Origin of the sequence: Paenarthrobacter sp. TE4293, assembly GCF_050435325.1 — a bacterium.
GTDB lineage: Bacteria > Actinomycetota > Actinomycetes > Actinomycetales > Micrococcaceae > Arthrobacter > Arthrobacter nitroguajacolicus_C.
Genome location: NZ_JBNJRY010000004.1, coordinates 437,317 through 457,667 on the forward strand (window position 1 = coordinate 437,317; position 20,351 = coordinate 457,667).

21 protein-coding genes are annotated in these 20,351 nt (G+C 63.6%); 9 read left to right on the forward strand and 12 right to left on the reverse strand.

The window, feature by feature from the left end; all coding sequences use genetic code 11:
• Window positions 1–41: 41 nt before the first annotated feature.
• Entirely contained in the window at window positions 42–1,319 is a 1,278-nt protein-coding gene (gene xseA, locus QF015_RS10910; RefSeq protein WP_310205732.1) for an exodeoxyribonuclease VII large subunit, read from the forward strand.
• Between the two features lie 41 nt (window positions 1,320–1,360).
• Window positions 1,361–1,618, forward strand: coding sequence for an exodeoxyribonuclease VII small subunit (locus QF015_RS10915; RefSeq protein WP_310205735.1), 258 nt, complete (start codon window positions 1,361–1,363; stop codon window positions 1,616–1,618).
• A gap of 38 nt (window positions 1,619–1,656) precedes the next feature.
• On the opposite strand, the gene QF015_RS10920 is transcribed toward QF015_RS10915, so the two are convergent.
• The 9 genes from QF015_RS10920 to QF015_RS10960 form a co-directional block, all read right to left on the reverse strand.
• On the reverse strand, window positions 1,657–2,511 hold the full coding sequence (locus QF015_RS10920) for a polyphosphate kinase 2 family protein (RefSeq protein ID WP_429388951.1): 855 nt from the start codon (window positions 2,509–2,511) through the stop codon (window positions 1,657–1,659).
• 53 nt (window positions 2,512–2,564) lie between these two features.
• Window positions 2,565–3,785, reverse strand: a complete 1,221-nt coding sequence (locus tag QF015_RS10925) for a pyridoxal phosphate-dependent aminotransferase (RefSeq protein WP_429388954.1) — start codon at window positions 3,783–3,785, stop codon at window positions 2,565–2,567.
• 120 nt (window positions 3,786–3,905) lie between these two features.
• Window positions 3,906–4,862 carry an ABC transporter substrate-binding protein gene (locus QF015_RS10930; protein WP_310205743.1) on the reverse strand — a complete coding sequence of 319 codons (957 nt, stop codon included), beginning with the start codon at window positions 4,860–4,862 and terminating at the stop codon, window positions 3,906–3,908.
• On the reverse strand, window positions 4,859–5,602 hold the full coding sequence (locus tag QF015_RS10935) for an ABC transporter permease (RefSeq protein WP_310205746.1): 744 nt from the start codon (window positions 5,600–5,602) through the stop codon (window positions 4,859–4,861). Before QF015_RS10935 ends, QF015_RS10930 begins: the two co-directional genes overlap by 4 nt.
• Entirely contained in the window at window positions 5,599–6,345 is a 747-nt protein-coding gene (locus QF015_RS10940; protein ID WP_429388957.1) for an ABC transporter permease, read from the reverse strand. Before QF015_RS10940 ends, QF015_RS10935 begins: the two co-directional genes overlap by 4 nt.
• Window positions 6,345–7,439: an ABC transporter ATP-binding protein gene (locus tag QF015_RS10945; RefSeq protein ID WP_429388960.1), complete on the reverse strand. Its 1,095-nt coding sequence runs from the start codon at window positions 7,437–7,439 to the stop codon at window positions 6,345–6,347. Before QF015_RS10945 ends, QF015_RS10940 begins: the two co-directional genes overlap by 1 nt.
• 154 nt (window positions 7,440–7,593) lie before the next feature.
• On the reverse strand, window positions 7,594–8,763 hold the full coding sequence (rsgA, locus tag QF015_RS10950; protein WP_310205754.1) for a ribosome small subunit-dependent GTPase A: 1,170 nt from the start codon (window positions 8,761–8,763) through the stop codon (window positions 7,594–7,596).
• A gap of 225 nt (window positions 8,764–8,988) precedes the next feature.
• Window positions 8,989–9,441: an NUDIX hydrolase gene (locus tag QF015_RS10955; protein ID WP_310205757.1), complete on the reverse strand. Its 453-nt coding sequence runs from the start codon at window positions 9,439–9,441 to the stop codon at window positions 8,989–8,991.
• Between the two features lie 30 nt (window positions 9,442–9,471).
• The gene (locus tag QF015_RS10960; RefSeq protein ID WP_429388963.1) at window positions 9,472–11,268 is read right to left on the reverse strand and encodes a glycoside hydrolase family 35 protein; all 1,797 of its coding nucleotides are present in this window, start codon (window positions 11,266–11,268) and stop codon (window positions 9,472–9,474) included.
• Window positions 11,269–11,318: 50 nt separating this feature from the next.
• Between QF015_RS10960 and QF015_RS10965 the strand changes: the two genes are divergently transcribed.
• A complete protein-coding gene (locus QF015_RS10965; protein WP_310205763.1) occupies window positions 11,319–12,350 on the forward strand; it encodes a pirin family protein in 1,032 nt (343 codons plus the stop codon).
• Window positions 12,351–12,357: 7 nt separating this feature from the next.
• Here QF015_RS10965 and QF015_RS10970 read toward each other — a convergent pair whose 3' ends face one another.
• The gene (locus QF015_RS10970; RefSeq protein WP_310205766.1) at window positions 12,358–13,293 is read right to left on the reverse strand and encodes an N-acetylglucosamine kinase; all 936 of its coding nucleotides are present in this window, start codon (window positions 13,291–13,293) and stop codon (window positions 12,358–12,360) included.
• Window positions 13,294–13,334: 41 nt separating this feature from the next.
• On the opposite strand from QF015_RS10970, the gene QF015_RS10975 reads away from it, so the two are divergent.
• Window positions 13,335–14,378, forward strand: coding sequence for a nitronate monooxygenase (locus QF015_RS10975; RefSeq protein WP_429388967.1), 1,044 nt, complete (start codon window positions 13,335–13,337; stop codon window positions 14,376–14,378).
• On the opposite strand, the gene QF015_RS10980 is transcribed toward QF015_RS10975, so the two are convergent.
• Window positions 14,353–15,327 (reverse strand): LysR substrate-binding domain-containing protein, encoded by a 975-nt coding sequence (locus QF015_RS10980; protein ID WP_429388970.1) that lies wholly within the window; start codon window positions 15,325–15,327, stop codon window positions 14,353–14,355. The genes QF015_RS10975 and QF015_RS10980 overlap by 26 nt on opposite strands.
• 121 nt (window positions 15,328–15,448) lie before the next feature.
• Here QF015_RS10980 and QF015_RS10985 point away from each other — a divergent pair, with 121 nt between their 5' ends.
• From QF015_RS10985 to QF015_RS10995, 3 genes are read left to right on the forward strand one after another with little or no spacing between them, the layout of a single operon-like run.
• A complete protein-coding gene (locus tag QF015_RS10985; protein ID WP_429388973.1) occupies window positions 15,449–16,678 on the forward strand; it encodes an MFS transporter in 1,230 nt (409 codons plus the stop codon).
• A gap of 31 nt (window positions 16,679–16,709) precedes the next feature.
• Window positions 16,710–17,369 carry a TMEM175 family protein gene (locus QF015_RS10990; RefSeq protein ID WP_310205774.1) on the forward strand — a complete coding sequence of 220 codons (660 nt, stop codon included), beginning with the start codon at window positions 16,710–16,712 and terminating at the stop codon, window positions 17,367–17,369.
• Between the two features lie 54 nt (window positions 17,370–17,423).
• The gene (locus tag QF015_RS10995) at window positions 17,424–17,930 is read left to right on the forward strand and encodes an Lrp/AsnC family transcriptional regulator (RefSeq protein ID WP_011775479.1); all 507 of its coding nucleotides are present in this window, start codon (window positions 17,424–17,426) and stop codon (window positions 17,928–17,930) included.
• 47 nt (window positions 17,931–17,977) lie between these two features.
• On the opposite strand, the gene QF015_RS11000 is transcribed toward QF015_RS10995, so the two are convergent.
• Complete coding sequence (locus tag QF015_RS11000) at window positions 17,978–19,213, reverse strand: MFS transporter (RefSeq protein ID WP_429388975.1); 1,236 nt, start codon at window positions 19,211–19,213, stop codon at window positions 17,978–17,980.
• A 154-nt stretch (window positions 19,214–19,367) separates the two neighbouring features.
• Between QF015_RS11000 and QF015_RS11005 the strand changes: the two genes are divergently transcribed.
• The gene (locus tag QF015_RS11005; protein ID WP_310205778.1) at window positions 19,368–19,910 is read left to right on the forward strand and encodes an Lrp/AsnC family transcriptional regulator; all 543 of its coding nucleotides are present in this window, start codon (window positions 19,368–19,370) and stop codon (window positions 19,908–19,910) included.
• A 10-nt stretch (window positions 19,911–19,920) separates the two neighbouring features.
• Window positions 19,921–20,346 carry a DUF1761 domain-containing protein gene (locus QF015_RS11010; protein ID WP_310205781.1) on the forward strand — a complete coding sequence of 142 codons (426 nt, stop codon included), beginning with the start codon at window positions 19,921–19,923 and terminating at the stop codon, window positions 20,344–20,346.
• The last annotated feature ends 5 nt before the right edge of the window (window positions 20,347–20,351 follow it).

Sequence of the window (20,351 nt, forward strand, 5' to 3'; positions counted from 1 at the left end):
GCAGCAGCAATCACGGAGACTGGAACAGGCACGGACCGCCCATGTCCGCTGAAGCGACTCCGGAATCAACACTGCCTGGGACAGCGGCCGAAACCAGCCCCGATAACCCCTGGCCGCTCCAACTGCTGTCCCGCAAGCTGAAAGCCCACATCGAGCGTGCGCCGGCGGCGTGGATCGAAGGCCAGGTTATTGAGCTGAACCGCCGGGGCGGCAACGCCTTCCTGACACTGCGTGATGTTGATGCCGAGATTTCCCTGCCCGCATCGGTGTGGTCCACGGTGCTGGACCGCCAAAAAATACCCCTGGAACGTGGATCACGCGTGGTCGCCTTGGTCAAGGCGGATTTCTGGGTCAAAACAGGGCGCCTGAACATGTCTGTCAAGGACATCCGTCCGGTAGGCCTCGGTGACCTGCTGGCGCGGATTGAGCGGCTGAGGCAAGCCCTCGCGGCAGAAGGCCTGTTCGCGGACTCCAGGAAGCGCAAGCTGCCGCTGCTTCCGCACCGCATCGGCCTCATCACCGGCCGTGATTCGGACGCCAAAAAGGACGTTCTGCGCAATGCAGCCTTGCGGTGGCCTGCTGTGGAGTTCGATGTCCGGGAAGTCGCAGTCCAAGGAAACACTGCCGTTTCGCAAATCATCGCAGCGTTGAAAAAACTGGATGCCGACCCCCATGTGGACGTTATTGTCCTTGCCCGCGGTGGCGGAGCTTTGGAGGATCTCCTTCCGTTCAGCAACGAGGACCTTATCCGCGCCGTGTCAGCCGCCACCACCCCGGTGGTCAGTGCGATCGGACACGAAGCGGACCGACCCATCCTGGACGACGTAGCGGACCTTCGCGCGTCGACTCCCACCGACGCCGCCAAACGAATAGTTCCTGATGTCGCTGAGGAGTTGGCCATGGTCCGCCAAGCCAGGGACCACCTGCGCCGGAGCATCGGCCGGATGGTTGATCGGGAGACAGACCGCCTCCATGCGTTGAGGTCACGGCCGGTTTTGGCCACACCGGCGTCGATGGTTGACGCCCGGGCGGAGGACATCCACCGCCTGCAGCGGCGGTCCCATTCAGCGGTCAGCACCGCCGTCGTCCGCGCCCTGGACCACGTGCAGCACCTCCGGGCGCAGGTCCGGGCCCTGTCTCCCCAAAAGACCCTGGACCGCGGCTATGCCGTCGTTCAGATTGTTGGCGAGGACCAGGCCGGACACACAGTGGTGAGCAGCCCTGAGGAAGCACCTGACGGAACCGCACTCGCCATTCGAGTCGCGGAAGGCCGTTTCAGGGCAGTTTCCACCGGCCAAGGACACATCGTCGAGCGTTGATGCTGCAGTCACCATCGCCACTACCGAACACAAAGGACATCATGACCGAGAACAACCCAGCAGCACCTTCAGCGGAAGCCCTCGACTCGTTGAGCTACGAGGAAGCCCGTGAGCAGCTCGTCGGTGTGGTCAGCCGCCTCGAAGCAGGCGGCGCCAGCCTGGAAGAGTCCCTGGCCCTCTGGGAGCGGGGCGAGGCATTGGCAAAACGCTGCGAGGACTGGTTGGAGGGAGCGCGGAAACGCCTCGCCACAGCCCGGGATGCCGGCACCGATGCCGGAACTGCTGCCGGCACCCAGTAGCGCGGCTCAAGCCCTTAGGGCCTAGGGCAAGAGTCTTCCTAGGAAGCCACCACGAGGGCACGCTCGGCGGCAACGTCGAACTCGGCTTTGGGCCAGTCCAGCTGCAGTCGTTCAAGAGCGTCCAACAGCAGTTGCTGCACGGCGATGCGGGCGTACCACTTCTTGTTGGCTGGAATCACGTGCCAAGGCGCTACGTCCGTTGACGTTTTCTCGAACGCCGCACCATAAGCATCCATATAGTCGTCCCAGTAGGCACGTTCGGCAAGGTCCCCGCTGCTGTACTTCCAGTGCTTGCTGGGATCATCCAGCCGCGCGATCAGCCGCTTCTTCTGCTCGTCCTTGCTGATATTGAGCATGACTTTGATGATGGTGGTCCCCTGCCCGGCCAACCGTGCCTCAAAGTCGTTGATCGCAGCGTATCGCCGTTCCAGCTCTTCAGCATCAGCCCACCCGTGGACGCGATGGATCAGGACATCCTCGTACTGCGAACGATCGAAGACTCCCACCATCCCGGCAGCAGGAACTTCCTTCTCGATCCTCCACAGGAAGTCATGCGCCTTTTCCTCGTCCGTGGGGGCCTTGAAGGCATGCAGTTGAACACCCTGTGGGTCCATGGCGCCCACGACGTGGCTGACGATGCCGCCCTTGCCGGCCGTGTCCATGGCTTGCAGGATCAACAGGATCCGTTTGGTACTGCCGAACTTACCCTCGGCGAAGAGTTTTTCCTGCAGCTCCGCCATGCGGTCGTCCTGGGCAGCCAGCAGAGCTTTGCCGTCAGCCTTCGCGCCGGAATACCCGGGCGTGGAATCGGGATCCACCCCTGCAAGCGAAAACCTGGGTCCTGCTTTGAGGACCTTGGCCGGACTCTTGGCGAACTCAACTGCAACTGCCATTGGCGTGCCTTTCTGCCCGGCCGCGCCCCCGTGGCGCGGCCATGGTCCTCAGGCTAGTTGCCCGGGTACCTCGACAGGAAGTCCGCCATGCGGCCGATGGCCTCTTCAATGTCCTTGACGTTGGGCAGGGTCACCATTCGGAAGTGGTCCGGGCGGACCCAGTTGAAGGCCCGGCCATGGGAAACCAGGATTTTCTGTTCCTTCAACAAATCCAGGACAAACTTCTCGTCGTCGCGGATGTGATAGACCTCGGGATCCAGCTTGGGGAACAGGTAAAGCGCTCCTCTGGCCTGCTGGGTGCTGACTCCCGGGATGGCATTCAGGAGATCGTATGCTTTGTTGCGCTGCTCCAGGAGCCTTCCGCCCGGCAGGATGAGGTCGTTGATGCTCTGGTAGCCGCCAAGCGCCGTTTGGATGGCGTGCTGCGCCGGCACATTGGCACACAACCGCATGTTGGCCAGCAAGTTGATGCCTTCGAGATAATCTGCGGCGTCCTTTTTGGGACCCGAAATAGCCATCCAGCCGGCCCGGTAACCGCAGACACGGTAAGCCTTGGACAATCCACTGAACGTCAGGCACAGGACATCGTCACCCGTCAGGCTGGCCAGGTTCACGTGGACTGCATCCTCGTAGAGGATCTTCTCGTAAATCTCATCGGCAAAGAGCACCAGACCGTGCTTCTCCGCCAAGGCGACAATCTTCTTGAGGGTCTCTTCCGGGTACACCGCGCCGGTGGGATTGTTGGGGTTGATCACCACAATGCCCTTGGTCCGCGGCGTGATCTTGGATTCCAGATCCTCAAGATCGGGCTGCCACCCGGAATCCTCGTCACAGAGGTAATGCACGGGACGGCCGCCGGCCAAGGCAACTGAAGCAGTCCAGAGCGGGTAGTCGGGCGTCGGAATCAGGACCTCGTCGCCGTCCTCCAGGAGGGCCATCAGGGACATGGTGATGAGCTCGCTGACACCGTTGCCGAGATAGATGTCATCAACGTGGATGTTCTGGATGCCACGGGTCTGGTAGTACTGCGAGACCGCGGTCCGGGCAGAGAAGATACCGCGGGAGTCGCTGTAGCCCTGCGCATTGGGCAGGTGCCGGATCATGTCCACCAAAATGGCGTCGGGCGCTTCGAAACCGAAAGGGGCCGGGTTTCCGATGTTCAGTTTGAGGATCCTGTGACCCTCCGCCTCCATTTGCTGGGCGGCCTGAAGAATCGGTCCACGGATGTCGTAGAGGACATTACGAAGCTTGGTGGACTGCTTGAAATTCGCCATCCCTCAAATATGCCACACGGGTGATGGAGTTCAGCTGAGACTTAACTCACAGATACGACGACGGCGCTGACGGTCCCGCGCGGGTCCGTCACCGCCGTCGTACGCGGTCTTGATCAGGCGTTACTTGACGATGCCCTTGTCCTTCAGCCAAGCGGCAGCAGCATCCTTGGGAGCCTGCTTCTGGTCACCGCTGACGGCGCGGTTCAGGTTGATCAAGTCGTCCGTGGTCAGGATCTTGGAAACATTGTTCAGCGCTTCCTTGGCCTTGTCCGTCATCTTGGCCTTGCTGTACAGCGGCAGTACCTGCTGGGCCTTGAAGTTGTTCTTCGGATCCTCCAGGACCACGAGGTCGTTGTCGACGATGGACGGAGTGGTGGTGTAGATGTCGGCTACCTGGACCTTGTCCTCCAGGAGTGCCTGCAGGGTCAGGTTGCCGCCGCCGTCATTGAACGGCTGCAGTCCCTTGAGCTCGCAGTTGTAGTTCTTCTTCAAACCCGGGAAACCGTACGAGCGTGTCTCGAAGGTGGCGGGGGCCGCCATGGTGAAGTCCTTGCAGACCTTTGCCAGGTCCTCGATGGACTTCAACTGGTACTTCTCGGCCGTGGCTTTGGTGACCACCATGGCATCCTTGTCCTCTGCCTTGGAAGGCTCCAGGACTGCCAGCCCCTCCGGAAGCTTGCCCGAAAGCGCCTTGTAGACGTCCTCCGCAGACACCTCCGAGGCCTCGGTATCAACGTAGGAAAGGAGGTTGCCCGAGTAGTCCGGTACGAGGTCGATGGAGCCATCCTGGACGGCCTTAAAGTAGATCTCGCGCGAACCGATGTTCGGCTTGGACGTGGCCGTGAGACCTGCAGCGTTGAGCGCCCCAACGTAGATCTCGGCGATGACCTGGCTTTCGGGGAAGTCGGCGGAGCCAACTACCAGGGAACCACCGGCAGCGGAACCGCTGGCGGCGGAGGTGGAGGGCGTGGCCAGGGGGCTGCCGCCGCACGCGCTCAACGCGAGGGCAACACCCAGTCCGGCTGCGAGGCCGCCAAGACCACGGCGCGTAAGGGTCATGGGAACAGGGTTTTTCATGGTGTACCTCCTTGAACGGCAGCCCCGGCGGGAGCTGTGGCTGTGAGATCATCGGCCGCCTTCTGGCGGCCGCTTGAGTCGAGGGTCAGGCCGGGCGAGAGGACAAGCCTCTGCACGCCGGCAAGGATGAGGTCGACGGCGATGGCAAGACCCGCGATGAGCAGGGAGCCGCCGAGCATCCGGGGAAAGTCCTGAAGGACGAGACCGTCAAACAGGTAGCGCCCCAGTCCCCCCAGAGGAAGGTAGGCCACTACGGATACGGTGGCGATGACCTGCAAAACCGCGGTTCGGATGCCGCCGAACATCACTTGCAGGCCGTTGGGAAGTTCCACCCGGAACAGGATCTGGAGCTCTGTCATACCCATGGCGCGGGCAGCGTCCACCACGGTGGCATCGACGCTGGAGATGCCGGCGTAGGTCCCGGCCAACAGTGGCGGAACCGTGAGGATGACCAGCGCCCACACGGGAGGCATGAGGCCACTGCCCGCGAGCAAGGCGAACAGGACCAGCAAGCCGAGGGTCGGGAGGGCGCGCAGTGCGCCGGCGACCGCCACCGCAACTACCCGGCCACGACCGGTATGGCCGATGTAGAGGCCGATGGGCACGGCGATGGCTGCGGCGATCAGGAGCACGAGTGCGCTGTATTGGAGGTGCTCCAGCAGCCGGGTGGGGATTCCTCCACTCCCGGTCCAGTTCTTGGGGCTCGTCAACCAGGCGATGGTTTCGGCAAAGATGTTCATGCGGACGCCCCCGGATCCGGGCGGACGGCGCCGGCGGCGTGCGGCCTCACGGGTCCTGACTTCGGTTCCGTGGTCAGCGCGGTGCCGTCCTTCCGCGACGACTTCCCGCCTGCTGCCCGCGTCCAAGGAGTCAGAAGCCGCTCAAGAACCACCAGGACGGCGTCCATCAGCAAAGCCAGAACCAGGATGGCGACAATGCCCACCACTACTTCGGTGATGAACGTACGCTGCAACCCGTCAGTAAACAGAAATCCAAGATTGCCTACGCCAAGCAGCGCTGCGACGCTGACCAGCGAGATGTTGCTGACCGAGACCACGCGCAACCCTGCGAACATCACCGGCAAGGACAACGGAATGTCCACCTGGAAGAAACGCGCCAGGGGTTTGAAGCCCATGGCGACAGCTGCGTTGCGGAGGTCGTCGTCCACGGAATCGAATGCGTCGATGGCTGCACGGACCAGCAGGGCGACGGCATAGATGGTCAGCGCCACCACGACGTTCAGCGGATCCAGGATCCTGGTGTTGAGGATGGTGGGAAGAATGATGAACAACGCCAGTGAGGGAATGGTGTACAGCAGCGACGTACCGGTGGCCACGATCGACCTTAGCGTGCTGTTGCGCCTGGCCAGCTGGGCCAACGGGATGGAAATCAGCAAGCCAAGGATCATGGGAATGAGCGCGAGCACCATGTGCTGGCCCGCCAGTCCCAGGACCATGCCACTGTTGTTGAGGAACCACTCCATCAGGTGGCGTCCTCCCTGTGGTGACGGACTTCCTCGATGAGTGCCAGGACTTCCGGCGCCTTCAGGACTCCGGCGACGCGGCCGTCGTCGTCCACTGCGACGCCAAGGCCCGACGGCGACGACAATGCCGCATCCAGGGCGCGGCGAAGGGTGTCTCCCTTGCGGAACAGCGAACCACCCGGGATCAAGCCCGCACCGTCACGCGGCGAGGACCACCCCAGCGGCCGGGAATCGGCGTCCACAACCAGCGCCCACTCCCCTGACACACGGCCCGCATCATGGCCGTCGGAAGGACTGACCATGGTTACGGGGTGCAGGGTCACGGCATCCGCCGGGTTGAAGGCAAGGTGCCTGAATCCGCGGTCGCGTCCCACGAACGAGGCCACGAAATCATTGGCTGGCGCCCGAAGGATTTCTTCCGGCGCAGCATACTGGGCAAGTTTCCCGCCCACGGCGAAAACCGCTACTTTGTCCCCCAGCACGGTTGCTTCATCAATGTCGTGCGTGACGAAAACAATGGTCTTGGCCAGTTCCCGCTGAAGGCGCAACAGCTCCTGCTGCAGTTCGTCGCGCACTACGGGATCCACGGCGCTGAAGGGTTCGTCCATCAACAGCACAGGCGGATCAGCAGCGAGCGCCCGGGCAACCCCGACGCGCTGCTGCTGACCCCCTGAAAGTTGTGACGGGTACCGTTTGCCAAGCACCGAAGCCAACCCGACGACGTCGAGCAGTTCCGTGGCGCGTTTTCGGGCATCTGCCTTGGAAACGCCGTTGAGTCGCGGAACGGTGGCGATGTTGTCCAGCACGGAGCGGTGCGGCATCAGGCCGGATGACTGCATGACATAGCCCATGGAGCGGCGCAACTCCGGTGCCGGAACCTGCGAAACGTCCTTGCCCGCCACGGTGATGGTTCCGCTGGTGGGCTCCACCATGCGGTTGATCATGCGCAGGGAGGTGGTCTTGCCACAGCCCGAAGGCCCAACGAACACAGTGATCGAGCCTTTGTCGATGGACATGCTGAGACCGTCTACCGCCGGTTGCCCGCCCTGGTATTGCTTGGTGACGCTCTGGAACTCAATCATGGCTTCGGCCATACCCGGGCTTACCTATCTGTGGTCGAGAACATCGGCAGAGCCACATGATCATATGCACTCTTATTACTTGGCTGCAAAGCAATCTTCACCCAGACTAGCCAGCACCACCGACGATGTCAGCGCCGCCACGTTTTCCGTAATGAATCGGCAATGTTCAACGTTTCCGTCGTTTGCCGCTTTTCCCGGACCGTTCCTCAGCCAGGTCGTGCCTGTATCGTTCCGCCGCGCGCTGCCCCCTGTCGGCTGAGACCACCTTTTGATGCCATTCACGTTGATAGGCGCGGCGGGCTGCCGCATCGTGTTTCCGGGCCAATGCGGCCAGTTCGCGTTGCAGCTTCAGGTAGCTTGCCCATCTCCGGGGATCGAGGGTTTCGTCAGCCAAGGCGTCCTGGACTGCGCATCCCGGCTCTGCCTGGTGGGCACAGTCGGCGAAGCGGCACTTGGCGAAGAGTTCTTCAAGGTCGCCGAACATCTCCTCCATCCCCTCGTCTGCATCGAACAGGCCGAACCCCCGGACCCCGGGGGTGTCCATCAGCACAGCACCATCGGACAACGGCACCAGTTCCCTGGACGTAGTGGTGTGCTTTCCTTTGCCGTCACCGGCCCGCACCTCTCCTGTCTGTTGGACCTCACGTCCGGCGAGCGCGTTGATCAGTGTTGATTTCCCTGCTCCCGAAGGTCCCAGGAAGACCAGGGTGGCCCCTGCGGGGATGTGCTGTCTGAGCTCGTCGAGCCCGTCGCCTTGCTCCGCCGAGGTAGTCACGACATCCACGCCGGCTGCCTGCAGGATGACTTCCCCCACGACGTCGTCCGCCAACTGGGCAAGATCGGCTTTGGTAATGACCACCAGCGGTGTGGCGCCGGAATCCCAGGCGGCAACCAAGGTCCGTTCGAGGCGGTTGTGGGTCAGCGGGCGGTCCACCGGAACCACCACCGCGACGATGTCGATGTTGCTGCCCAGGATCTGCTCCTCGGAGGAGGCTTCGAAGGCTCGCTTGCGGCTGAGCGCCGAACGACGCGGCAAGACGTCGACGACGGCGGGCTCACCCGCTGCGTTGTGGCCGAGCCACACCCAGTCTCCGGTAGCAGGCACCAGCCCGTGGGATGGATAGGGCAGGTGGAGCAGGCCGCCGTCCGAAGCGACCAGGACCCGGTTCCTGTCCAAACGGACAACGCGGCCCGGACTGGCATTTTCTTGGAGGTGGGTGGAGGCGTTGGCGCGGAAAAGCCCGGCGGTTTCCTCGGTGAATCCGTAGTCAACGGGACCACGAAGGTCCAGGGTGGAACTGGTTAAAGGGGTGCTTGAAGAAGCGAAAGTGTTCAATGGAAGCCTCTGCTGAGGCCCGGCCACCTAGCTCTGGCAGGCTGATGCCGGGACAGGAATGATGGGCTGATGACGGCGCACCGCAACTGGGAGCGGGGCGCGCAAGATGGCTGCAATCATCAAAATCCACCCCCTCGGCATCCGGGCCGGCAACTAAGAAGCCGGCAACGTTGTTCAGCGTAGCCAAGCAACCGTGGATTTGGCTAGGCCTTGCCGCAAACGGATTTAGCTGAGCTTCCCGTCTACCGGGCGCTCCCTGTAGAGGCGCAGCGCAGTGTCGACCAAGGAGACCCGGTTGAGTTTGTGGACGTCTTCCAGGGGAATCCAGGCAGCATGGGTGGTGCTTCCGTCCACCTCGTGCGTCAGTTCGCCACCGACCACCGTGGCCTCGTAGACCAGGCGCAGGGCTTGGAAATCTTTCACCGAACCGTCCGGGCGGATATCACCGGGCCAGTGGCCGACGTCGATACCCAACATGCGTTCAATGCGCGCTTCGTAACCGGTTTCCTCGAAAACTTCCCGCTTGCAGCCGTCCACGGGATGTTCCGCGAGGTCCAGGCCACCGCCCGGAAGCGTCCACCCTTCTTTGCCGTCCTGCTTCCAATAGGCCAGCAGGATCTTCCCGTCCTGGACAATGACGGCATAAGCGGCTGGGCGGGTATCGAACTGCAGGCTCATGGAGCCAGCATAATTGCTCGGGACAGGTCCCTACGGAAGTTCCGCAGCCGCAATCGGACCGGCTTCCTCAGGCCCGAGATCGGGCGTTTCGCGAAGTTCGACGACGGTACCTGGCTTGCCGAGCTCAAGCACCTTGATGCTGTTGTGGCCAGGCTTCAGCAGGGGCGCTGGCACGTAGAGCGTCACCTGCGGCCCCTTCTCCCAGTACCTTCCGAGGAGGAAACCGTTGATCCACACGAAGCCCTTCCCGGAATCAGGCAGGGCGAGGTAGGTGTCGGCCGGTTCGCCAATCTCGAAGTCGGCTCCGGCCAAGCCGTCCAGGTCTTCCTGATTCCAGTCGGCCACGGGCACCGGTGTCTGCGTCCAATGGAACGTGTACCGCTGGTTGATGAGGACACCGCCCAGGATGCCTTTGCCATGGCCAGTCAATGGGCCGTAATTGATGCGGCCCAGGTTCTCCACGAGGATCTCCAGCTTTGCGGGAACTCCGGTGCCGGTGACGACGAGCCCCTCCGCGCCCGTGACATCGTCGAGCACACCGGCGAAGTCACCGTCTACCCATACGTAGGCACGGTCGTTCAAGCCGGTGATCTTTAGCCGGCTCTCGGTGGGATCGCCGGTTCGTCCGGGCAGGATGGCTTCGGCAGCGTAGAGGACCATCCCGGCGTCGAGTCCCAACTGTTCGAAGCTGAGCGGCTTGACGCTGCTGACGGCTACGCCTGCTTTCCTGACCAGTCCGAGCAACGCCGGCCCCTCGGATAAGGTCAGGGACCGGGCCGGAAGCACCGGCGCGTCCGCAAGCAACTCCACGGGGAGTTCCGGCAGCTCGTCGATGCCTTGGGCGCGGAAGAATTCCCGGCGGAAGGCGTGGAATTTGGGCGTCAGGGCGCCGTTCTCTGCGATGGGGGCGTCGGAATCGTAGCTGGTGACCGTGGGCTGGAGCATGGTGCCATCGTGGTTGCTGCCGGAGGTCAGCCCGAAGTTGGTCCCGCCGTGGGCCATATAGGCGCAGAGCGAACCACCCAGGTCCAGCATCTTGCGTGCTTCCCGAGCGGCATCATCGGCGTCGCGTCGGTGGTGCAGTTCGCCCCAGTGGTCGAACCAGCCGCCCCAGAACTCAACATTGAAGAATGGCTCGCCGGGCCGGCGTCGCTGCCATGTCGCTATTGCTTCGTCGCCCCGGCTTCCCAACGTAGCTGTCGCCCACGTTCCCTCGATCGAACCGCCGTCGAGGAAGTAGTCGTTGCCGCCGTCGGCTGTGAAGAGCATCTCCGTGATGCCGCGCTCTTCCAGGACGCGCCGGTTCCAACGGATGTACTCGTGGTCGTCGCCGTAGCTGCCGTATTCGTTCTCGATCTGCACGGCTACCACGGGCCCGCCTGCCGACGCTTGACGCGATGCGACGACCGGCAGGAGGTGGTCAAACCACTCCTCAATGGCCGCCGTGAAGACCGGATCCATGCATCGCAGGCCAATGCCGGGGATACCTGTCAGCCAGGCAGGGAAGCCGCCGTTGTCCCACTCGGCACAAATGTAGGGACCGGGGCGGACGATGACGTCCAGTCCCTCTTCCGCCGCGAGGTCGATAAACCTCCCGAGGTCACGCCAGCCGCTGAAGTCGGGGGCCTGATCGCGCTTAGGCTGGTGGAAGTTCCAGGCGACGTAGGTGTCGACGGTATTGGCGCCCATCGCCTTCAGCCGACGCAGACGGTCCCGCCAGAGATCCGGATGGATCCGAAAGTAGTGGATGGCTCCGGCGAGGATACGATACGGTTCACCCGAACGGTAAAGGACGGCGTCGTGGTAGCTCAAGAGGGCGTTGTTCACACGGAACAGATTAGCTCAATTTCCAACATTTATGCACAGGTGATGAACACATGACCAATCTTGATACTTCTCCGGCCCAGGAAGTCTGCCCGGCCGCCCGCGAAGGTCAAGGGCCCTGCGTTCAGTTGTGGCCCGAACGCGAGGTCCCCCTGGGTGGCGTCCGCGCCATGAACGTCCTCCGGACGCTGCCCCAGCGTGGTCTGCCCACCGTGGGAGCGTGGTGTTTCCTGGATAGTTTCGGACCGGACAGAGTGGCCATGAGCGTCCTCCCCCACCCGCACTGCGGACTGCAAACAGTGACGTGGCCACTCGAAGGAGCCGTCCGGCACCGTGACAGCGTCGGCAGCGATGTGGTGGTCCGGCCGGGCGAGCTGAACATCATGACAGCAGGCCACGGCATCTCCCACTCCGAATTCTCCGTGCTCCCCGCGACCACCGGTACGGGATCGAGCCCGGTGGTCGAAGAACTCCCGGTATCGCGGGGCCTGCAGTTGTGGGTCGCACTGCCCGACGCACACCGCCATCGTGCACCGTCTTTCGAACAGGTCCGGGACCTGCCCGTAGCCGTGGGCGAAGGCTTCACTGCCACGGTCATGGTGGGCGAATTCGCCGGGCAGCGCTCCCCGGCCACCATGTTCAGCCCCATCGTCGGAGCTGACATCACCGGCTCCGGCTCCCTCGAGCTGCCCTTGCGTCCGGACTTTGAACACGCCGTGTTGGTACTGGACGGCCACCTGACAATCGACGGTCAGGAAATAGAGGCGGGCCCGCTGGCCTATCTTGGTGCCGGCCGGTCCAGCCTTGCCGTTGAAGCGCAGCCGGACACCCGCTTCATGCTCCTCGGCGGCGAACCGTTCGGTGAAGACCTGCTCATGTGGTGGAACTTCGTGGGGCGGACCCATGAAGAAGTGGAACAGGCCCGCGGGGAATGGGAAGCGGAGGGGCTGCTCGACGACGCTGCTGCCGCCACCTCCCGCTTCGGATTCGTCCAAGGCCACGGTCCCGACGCAGGACCCGAAGCCGGCCGCATTCCTGCTCCCCCACTCCCCGGAGTCAAGCTGCGCCCGCGTACCCGCGGTTGAGTCTTCGCTAGGACCGTTGCTCGGCCACCAGCCGCGGGACGCCGAACACCGGATCCTGCTGCAGGATGCGGACGTCCACAATGCCATCTTCAGCCAATTTGGCTTTGAAGGCTTCCTGCAGCCGGGGGACGTTCATGCCAAGTCCGCTTCCGAGGATCACAGGCCCGTCCAGGCCCAGCTGGCGAACGGCTTGCCGGGCCAGGTCGGCAAGATCCCTGCCTGCCTGGTCCACCAACGCCTGGCTGGTCTCATCGCCGGCGTCGGCGGCTTCAACAACGATCCTGGCCTGCTGCGCCCAGTATCGGCGGCCGGTCTCCGGCGAATGGAACATGGCTATCAACTTGCCGGGCTCATCGACGCCGCACGAGTCCAACAGCGCCTGGCTGAGACCATCGGGCTGCAAGCCCTGGTTCATGCGCCTCAGGCTGTGCCGAACCGCTTCGCGCCCCAACCAGTAGCCGCTTCCTTCATCGCCCAACAGGTAGCCCCAGCCGCCCGCGCGGGCCTCTTCCCCGGCGTCGTTCTTTCCCCAGGCGGCTGAGCCGGTCCCGGCGATTACAGCGACGCCCGTGCTTGAACCGCCGGCCGCCAACAGCAGTCGGGAATCGTGAACCACCGTGATGCGCGCTCCGGGGGCGTGCGGGGCGATCAGGTCCGCGAGTGCCTGGGCGTCTTCGTCGGTGTCGATCCCGCCGGCGCCTGCGTAGACCTCGTCGATTTTGCCGCCGCCGATCTTGCCGAACAGTTCTGCGAGGTGGGCTGCTGCCTGCTCCCTGCTGACGTTCTGTACGTTGGAACTGCCGGCGCTTTCGTCACGGACGGGCGTGCCGTCCTGGAACCGCACACCACGGGTCTTGGTGCCGCCGATATCGAGCCCGATGACAGTTCCGCTCAAGGCCTCCGTCGAGGCAGGGGAATGTTGGGCAGAGTCATGATTGTTCACCGTGAAAGACTAGCTTGGAGCGTCCGGAGGAGAAACTGCCCATGCCTGATTCACTGTTCACCACACCGTTTATTGCAGCTCCGATGGCAGGTGGAACGTCAACGCCTGCCTTGGTGCAGGCCGTGCATGAGGGCGGTGGCCTCGGTTTCCTGGCTGCCGGCTATAAGACGCCGGAGGCCATGGTTTCCGAGATCGCGGCCGTGCGGGCCCTCAACGTTCCTTGCGGGATGAACGTCTTCGTCCCCGACGCACGCCAGCTGCATCCCGACCCGGAGGCCTTGGCACGCCTTGAGGCCTACCGGGAAGAGCTGGAACCCGAGGCTGCCCGGTACGGCGTGACCTTGCCGCCGCTCCGCCTCGATGACGACGACGCCTGGCAGGACAAGATCGAGGCGTTGCTGGCGAATCCCGTGGAGTTCGTCAGCTTCGCTTTTGGCTTGCCTGGCAAGCCGGTGGTGGCCGCGCTCCGGAAGGCCGGCACCACTGTCATTTGCAGTGTCACCAGTGTCCGGGAAGCCGTTGCAGCTGCCGAGGAAGGACCGGATGCCATCGTCGTCCAACACAGCTCTGCAGGCGCACACTCGGCCGCCTTCCTGCCGGGCGCCAAGGAATCAGCCGGAACCCCGGCAGCGCGGACGACGGCGGAACTGGTCGCCCAGGTGCGTGCCGCCGTCGGACTTCCCCTGATCGCGGCAGGTGCCATCATGGACCATGCCGCACTTCGTGGCGTGCTTGACGCCGGCGCATCAGCCGCGCAGGTCGGTACCGCCTTGCTCCGTACCCAGGAGAGCGGCGCACGGCAAGCCCACAAGGACGCCTTGGGCAGTCCTGCCTTCACTCAAACCGCCATGACCCGGGCCTTCACCGGGCGCATGGCCCGAGCCCTGGTCAACGACTTCGTCCGCGACCATCAGGACGCTCCGGAGGGCTACCCCGCCATCCATCACCTCACGGCACCGGTACGGGCTGCATCGTCCGCGGCAGGAGATCCGCAGCGGCTCAACCTCTGGGCAGGGACGGGTTGGCAGCGGGCCCGGGAAGGGTCAGCGAAGGATGTGGTCAGGGAGTTCCTGAGCGGGCTCTGACGAGTTCCGCGAGCAACTCTCCGCCCTCGGCGACCACCAGTTCGCGGAACAGCCGCACAGCGTCAGGTTCGAAGCTTCTTTCCCGCCAGGCGATGCCGATCTGCCGGAACGCCAGCTCTGATTCGATGGCCACTTCAACCAAGCCAAGCTCGGCCTTGGGCAGGAACTGTCCCGTGCCTGAACCAGGCCCGGCGGGCGGAAGGATGCTGAACCCCAGTCCGGCCGAAACCAGCCCGCGGGCTGAGGTGGATTCCTGGACTTCGAAGGCGATCCGCGGGCGGAAGCCGGCCTCACGCAGGAGTGCCTCGCCGAGTGCCCGCAGGCCAACTCCGGCCGGAAGCGTGACATAGGGATCGTGGCGCAACTCCGAGAGGTGCACGCTGGACCGCCCTGCCAACGGATGCCGGTAGTGCAGGACCACCCTCAACGGTTCGCGGTAAAGCGGCAGGGATCGGATGCCCTTGCCCTCCGGCGCGATGGGCGCCGTCAGCGCAAAGTCCATGTCCCCGCTGGCCAGCTGCTTCAGGCAATCGTCGCGCGGACCCTGCCAGAGTTCGAAGACTGCGTGGGGGTGCCGGCCCCGGAAGGCGCTGATGAGCAGTGGAAGTGTCGCTTCGCCGAACGTGTGTTGGAAGGACACCCCGATGCGTCCCCTCACGACGTCCGATTCATGCCTGACCCTGTCCAGCCCGGCCTGGAAACTCTCCAGCGCGGCCTCGATGTAGGGCAGCAGGGATTTGGCAGCCGGGGTCAGCCGGATGCCGCGGCCGTCACGGACCAGGAGGTCCATTCCTACGATGGCACTTGCCCGCGCCACCGCCCGGCTCACCGTCGATTGTGGAACGCCAAGGAGCTCCGCGGTTTCGGTCATGTGTTCCGTGCGGCCAAGTTCAGCAAGGACGGGCAGGAGCGGGAGGAGTTGAATGAGCTGCTGGTGGTCCGGCTCCATGGTCTTCTTCCGTCGGCGGCGCCTCCCGAGGGGCAACGCTCATTGATTCATGCTCTCTTGCATCAATTGTAGGGAACCCATGCATTGGAATGCTGAGTCCGATGGATCCTACCCTTGCCGGGTGACTAACGTAATCGCCGGTGGCAGCGCAGAAACATGGGACGGCCATGCCAAAGGTTCCCGTGGTTACAGCCGGATACTCGCAGCGTTGGCGCTTGCGGGTGTCGCGACCTTTGCCCAGCTCTACTCCACTCAGGCTGTCCTGCCCCTTATGGCCAGCGACCTCCACATCACGGCCGCAGAAGCCGCCCTCAGCATCTCGCTCGCCACCGTAGGCCTCGCGGTGACGGTGCTGCCCTGGTCCTTTGTGGCGGACAGGATCGGCCGGGTGCGTGCCATGGCCATTGGCATTGCTGTTGCAACGCTGTTGGGGCTGTTAGTGCCCTTGGCGCCCACGGTCCCGCTGTTGTTGGCGCTTAGGACCTTGGAAGGCATGGCCTTGGGCGGGATCCCAGCCATTGCCATCGCATACCTCAATGAGGAAGTCACCAAAGTCCACACAGCCTTGGCGGCCGGAACCTACGTCGCCGGAACCACGCTGGGCGGGTTGGCCGGGCGCCTGGTGGCCGGCCCGGTGGGCGAACTCTGGGGGTGGCGTGCCGCAGCCCTGGCGGTGTCACTGCTGGCCACGGTGTCAGCCGTCCTGTTCCTGGTGCTCGTACCCAAGCAGCGTCGATTCAGCCCGGCACCGGCCCTGGGATTCCGTGGCGCGTTCAGGACCCTTCAGGGCCACTCAAGCAACCCCAAGCTGCTGGCGCTGTATTTGCAGGCTTTCCTGCTCATGGGCGGCTTCGTGGCCGTCTACAACTACCTCGGCTTTCGATTGCACGCAGCACCGTTCCACCTGCCTGCCACCGTGGTCAGCCTCATCTTCCTGGCATATCTGTCCGGAACCGTCAGTTCACGATGGGCTGCAGGGTTGACCACGAGGTTCGGCAGGCGGAATGTCCTGATTGCCGGGGTCGCCATCATGTCGGCTGGACTGGCTTTGACGTTGGTGGAGAACCTGGCGGCAACCCTGGCAGGACTCGTGGTCTTCACGGGAGGATTCTTCGCCGCCCACAGCGTCGGTTCAGGCTGGACCGGCGCCATCGCCACGACAGGCCGGGCGCAGGCAGCTTCGCTCTACAACCTGTCCTACTACCTGGGTTCCAGCGTCATCGGCTGGGCCGGCGGATTGGCGTTCCAGGCTTTCGGCTGGCCCGCTCTGGCGTTGAGCGTCATCGCCCTTGCCTGCACGACGGCGGCAGTCACCTTGATAGTGCACCGGACACCGCGCCCGCCCCGCTGATTCCTGCCCTGCTGCCCCTACAATCGGAGGCATGACACAGGTCACAAAAGCCCGGGAACTGTCGTCGCCCGAACGTTTGCAGGCGTTTACTGATGCTGTGGTGGCGATCGCTTTGACGTTGCTGATCCTGCCGCTGATGGAGAGCGTGGGCGAACTGGCGGACCACGATGGCACCACGGCCAAATGGCTGGCGGAAGAGCAGTACGCCCTGCTGGGTTTTGCCTTGAGCTTTATCCTCATAGCGGTTTTCTGGGTGCACCACCACCGGCTGTTCCGTCAGGTCAAGCGGGTTGACTCGGGCCTGTTGTGGTTGACGGTCGCTTGGATGTTCACCATCGTGGTGATGCCCGTTGCCACATCGCTGTCCACCCAGATGCGGGCTGACTGGGCTCAACCCCTGATCTACATCGGAACCCTGTTTGCTACCAGCCTGGTGCTCCTGCTGGCCCGTCTGTACCTGCGCTCCCACCCGGACCTCCATGACATGGACGCAGTGGAGAGCCGATCGGGAATCCAGGCAAGCAGCATCGTGAGTGGGCTTTTCCTGGCCGCCTTGCTGTTGGCTCTCGCCATTCCGGGCGCCGGGAACCTTCCGTTGTTGCTGATGTTGTTCAGTGAACCCCTCCAACGTCTGGCCCGGCGGCGTGACCGCCGGACGCTTCACCCTCCGCGGACCGCCTCCAAGCAATAGTCAGGTGAAGATTTCACCGATTAGGATGAACGAAAGGCAATTTCAGGAGGATCCGTGAGCAACCCCACGAAGAATGTTCGGTCAAGCACCGGTAGCGCAGAGCCGCTGGACGCGATCGACGAACGTATCCTCGCAGCGCTGGTGGATGACGCGCGCATCTCCAACAAGCAGTTGGCAGAGCTTGTGGGGATCGCCCCGTCCACGGCCCTCATGCGGACCAGGGCCCTGTCCGAACGCGGAATCATTGAAGGTTTTGAGGCCGTCCTGAGCCTTCCTGCCATCGGCCGCTCGGTCCAGGCACTCATCGCGGTGCGGCTTCGAGCCCACGACCGCGACCAGATCGACCGCTTTACTGCCCGCGTACCGAAGCTTCCGGCGGTCATCTCCACGTTCCACACCACGGGCTCGGTGGACTACTTGCTCCACATCGCCGTAGCCAACACTGACGACCTCCGCAATTGGCTGCTGGACAACCTCGCCACGGACCCCGTCGTCGGGCACACGGAAACCACCATGGTCTTCCAGCACATACCGGGCAACCGCGGTCCGCTGCCCGAATAGGGCGCCATAGGGCGCCGTCCCCTGTCGTCAGGAACGCTGGACGCCCGTCAGAAACGCAGTGCGCTGCGGAGCGAGATCGCAGCAAGCGTCAGCGCAGCGATCCCGCACAGAACGGTGAAAACCACGACGGCGGCCTGCAGGCCGAGTGCCGAGACGGCCAGTCCCAGCCCCATCACCGGTACGGCACTTCCCAAGTACGTGATCACGTAGACGGTGCTGATGACTTGTGCGTGGCGGGCCGCCTCGACCTTCCCGGCAACCTCGTTGAAGACTTGCCTGAACGCCATGCCCTGCCCCACTCCGGCCGTGATGCTCGCAGCCACCAGCAACCAGGGGCTCGACCAGGCGGCCGCAGCACCAACCAGGACTACTGAAACACCGAGGACTGCCAACGCCACCGGAACGGCGAAGCGTCCGCGCGTGCCCACAAGCTGGCTCAGCGCCGAGGCCCCCAACGTGACTCCGGCCAGCACACCGATCAGGGGCCGGGAGTCAGCGTGGACGACGCTTGCGAAGTACCCCGGCGCCAACGACAAGCAGAACCCGAAGACCGCAAAGCTCAGGAATCCGGTTGCCGCGGCCATCCAGAATGCTCCGCGGGCATCCTTGGAGATGGACGGCTTCCTCGGTGCAAGGACTTTCAGGGGTTTCGGCCCTTCCGCCGGGGCAATCGCGGGCCTGGCCTTCAGGAGCCACAGGGGAACCAACGCTGCAAGCAACACCGCCGAGTGGATGTAGTAAGGGGTGCGCGTGGGGTCGGGCAGCAGTGACAGGAGACCACCGATTGCCGGCCCCGCGGCCACGCCACCCGCTGAGGACAACAGGGTGAAGCGGGAGGCCCAGTCCGGCCGCTGGGGCAGCAGTTCACGCAAAGCTGCGGAGCTGGCACCAGTTGCCAGTCCGACTGCGACGCCCTGGAGCGCACGGCCCGCGGAGAGTGCAACCAGAGTGTCCGCATTCGCGAAGATCACACCACCCACCAATCCGACGATGACGGCCAGCACCAGAGCCGCCCGCCGCCCGATGTGGTCCGACCAGTGTCCAGCCACCATGAGAACGCCGACCAGGGCAAGAACGTAGCTCGAAAAAGCCACCGTCACGTCCAGCGATGTCATACCCAGCCTGGCCTGGAGCAGCGGATATAACGGGGTGGCCAGGTTGGCGCCAACCAGAAGCGCAAACATTACGACGCCGGTCAGGACCAGCCTGGCCGTGGTGGAGGCATCCCATCCCCAGCGTTCGGCGGTGGCCGGGCGCATGCGGAGTTCGCTCAAGACAGTCATTTCCATGCCTTCGGACTCGGTGGCCGGCCTGCTGATTCCTTGTGGGAAGAACAACCCAGCGAAGTATTGGTGGCAACAGAATGCAGCAGGACTGATCTCAGAGAGCTACATAGGTGGAAGAATTGAGCAAAAGACTCAAACTGGATCGAAGTAGATGAGCTGGAGTGACCATTTGAACACCCTTGACCCCATGGACCTGAAGATACTCCTCGAACTCATCAAAGATCCCCGGATCCAGATCGCCGACCTGAGCGACACATTGGGCATCGCGCGCAACACAGCCCAAAGCCGGGTGAAGCGCCTTCTCCGGTCCGGTGTGCTGCACGCCGCGGGCAGGGAAGTCGACCTCGAGAAGGTGGGGTACGACGTCGTCGCTTTCGTCACGATTGAAGTCACGCACCGGGAACTCGACGGCGTGATAGGCGCCTTGCGCCTGATACCCCAGGTCCTGGAGGTCCACGAGATCTCCGGGCGCGGCGATCTGTGGTGTCGGGTAGTGGCAACGGACACACATAACCTGCAGTCGGCGCTGCGCTCTGTCCTCCGCACCAAGGGGGTTATCCGAACGGAAACAGTCCTGGCCCTGCATACGCACATCCCCTACCGCACTGAGCCCCTCATCGAAAGGATGTCCGCAACACCAACACGGCCCAGGCAGGAAGGGCGGAGCACCGGGTCGCAGGCCCAAAGCGACTAGGCTTTCAGGCATGGATTGGCTCTCACACATCTCCCAGATCAACTGGTTCGCTGTACTTCTGGCCTTCGTTTCAAGCATGGTCATCGGTTTCGTCTGGTACATGCCGGCAGTCCTTGGGCGCAGGTGGATGCAGGCGATCGGCAAGACCGAAGACGACCTCAAGAACATCGAAGGCGGCGCCGGCATCTGGGTTCCCATGATGGTGGCGGCGGCCCTGACCAGCATTCTCCTCGCTGTCCTCATCAGCGCACTGGATCTCAACACTTTTTGGGCGGGGGCCTTCTTCGCCCTGGTCCTCGCCTTGGTCATCCGCGCCGGGGGCCACGTCATTCACAACGGCTTCGCCGGGCGCCCTTCCGCAGTGACCTTGATCGATTCCGGCCACGACCTCGCGGCCATGACGATTGCGGGCGCCATCATCGGAGCCATGCAGTAGCGTTC

What these genes read in the sequence shown, in the direction of transcription:
- QF015_RS10930 (WP_310205743.1), bottom strand. Translation starts at nt 4,862, where the DNA reads ATGAAAAACCCTGTTCCCATGACCCTTACGCGCCGTGGTCTTGGCGGC.
- QF015_RS11005 (WP_310205778.1), top strand. Translation starts at nt 19,368, where the DNA reads ATGAGCTGGAGTGACCATTTGAACACCCTTGACCCCATGGACCTGAAG.
- QF015_RS10945 (WP_429388960.1), bottom strand. Translation starts at nt 7,439, where the DNA reads ATGGCCGAAGCCATGATTGAGTTCCAGAGCGTCACCAAGCAATACCAG.
- QF015_RS10915 (WP_310205735.1), top strand. Translation starts at nt 1,361, where the DNA reads ATGACCGAGAACAACCCAGCAGCACCTTCAGCGGAAGCCCTCGACTCG.
- QF015_RS10925 (WP_429388954.1), bottom strand. Translation starts at nt 3,785, where the DNA reads ATGGCGAATTTCAAGCAGTCCACCAAGCTTCGTAATGTCCTCTACGAC.
- QF015_RS10990 (WP_310205774.1), top strand. Translation starts at nt 16,710, where the DNA reads ATGACACAGGTCACAAAAGCCCGGGAACTGTCGTCGCCCGAACGTTTG.
- QF015_RS11000 (WP_429388975.1), bottom strand. Translation starts at nt 19,213, where the DNA reads ATGACTGTCTTGAGCGAACTCCGCATGCGCCCGGCCACCGCCGAACGC.
- QF015_RS10965 (WP_310205763.1), top strand. Translation starts at nt 11,319, where the DNA reads ATGACCAATCTTGATACTTCTCCGGCCCAGGAAGTCTGCCCGGCCGCC.
- QF015_RS10980 (WP_429388970.1), bottom strand. Translation starts at nt 15,327, where the DNA reads ATGGAGCCGGACCACCAGCAGCTCATTCAACTCCTCCCGCTCCTGCCC.
- QF015_RS11010 (WP_310205781.1), top strand. Translation starts at nt 19,921, where the DNA reads ATGGATTGGCTCTCACACATCTCCCAGATCAACTGGTTCGCTGTACTT.
- xseA (WP_310205732.1), top strand. Translation starts at nt 42, where the DNA reads ATGTCCGCTGAAGCGACTCCGGAATCAACACTGCCTGGGACAGCGGCC.
- QF015_RS10940 (WP_429388957.1), bottom strand. Translation starts at nt 6,345, where the DNA reads ATGGAGTGGTTCCTCAACAACAGTGGCATGGTCCTGGGACTGGCGGGC.
- QF015_RS10955 (WP_310205757.1), bottom strand. Translation starts at nt 9,441, where the DNA reads ATGAGCCTGCAGTTCGATACCCGCCCAGCCGCTTATGCCGTCATTGTC.
- QF015_RS10935 (WP_310205746.1), bottom strand. Translation starts at nt 5,602, where the DNA reads ATGAACATCTTTGCCGAAACCATCGCCTGGTTGACGAGCCCCAAGAAC.
- QF015_RS10920 (WP_429388951.1), bottom strand. Translation starts at nt 2,511, where the DNA reads ATGGCAGTTGCAGTTGAGTTCGCCAAGAGTCCGGCCAAGGTCCTCAAA.
- QF015_RS10975 (WP_429388967.1), top strand. Translation starts at nt 13,335, where the DNA reads ATGCCTGATTCACTGTTCACCACACCGTTTATTGCAGCTCCGATGGCA.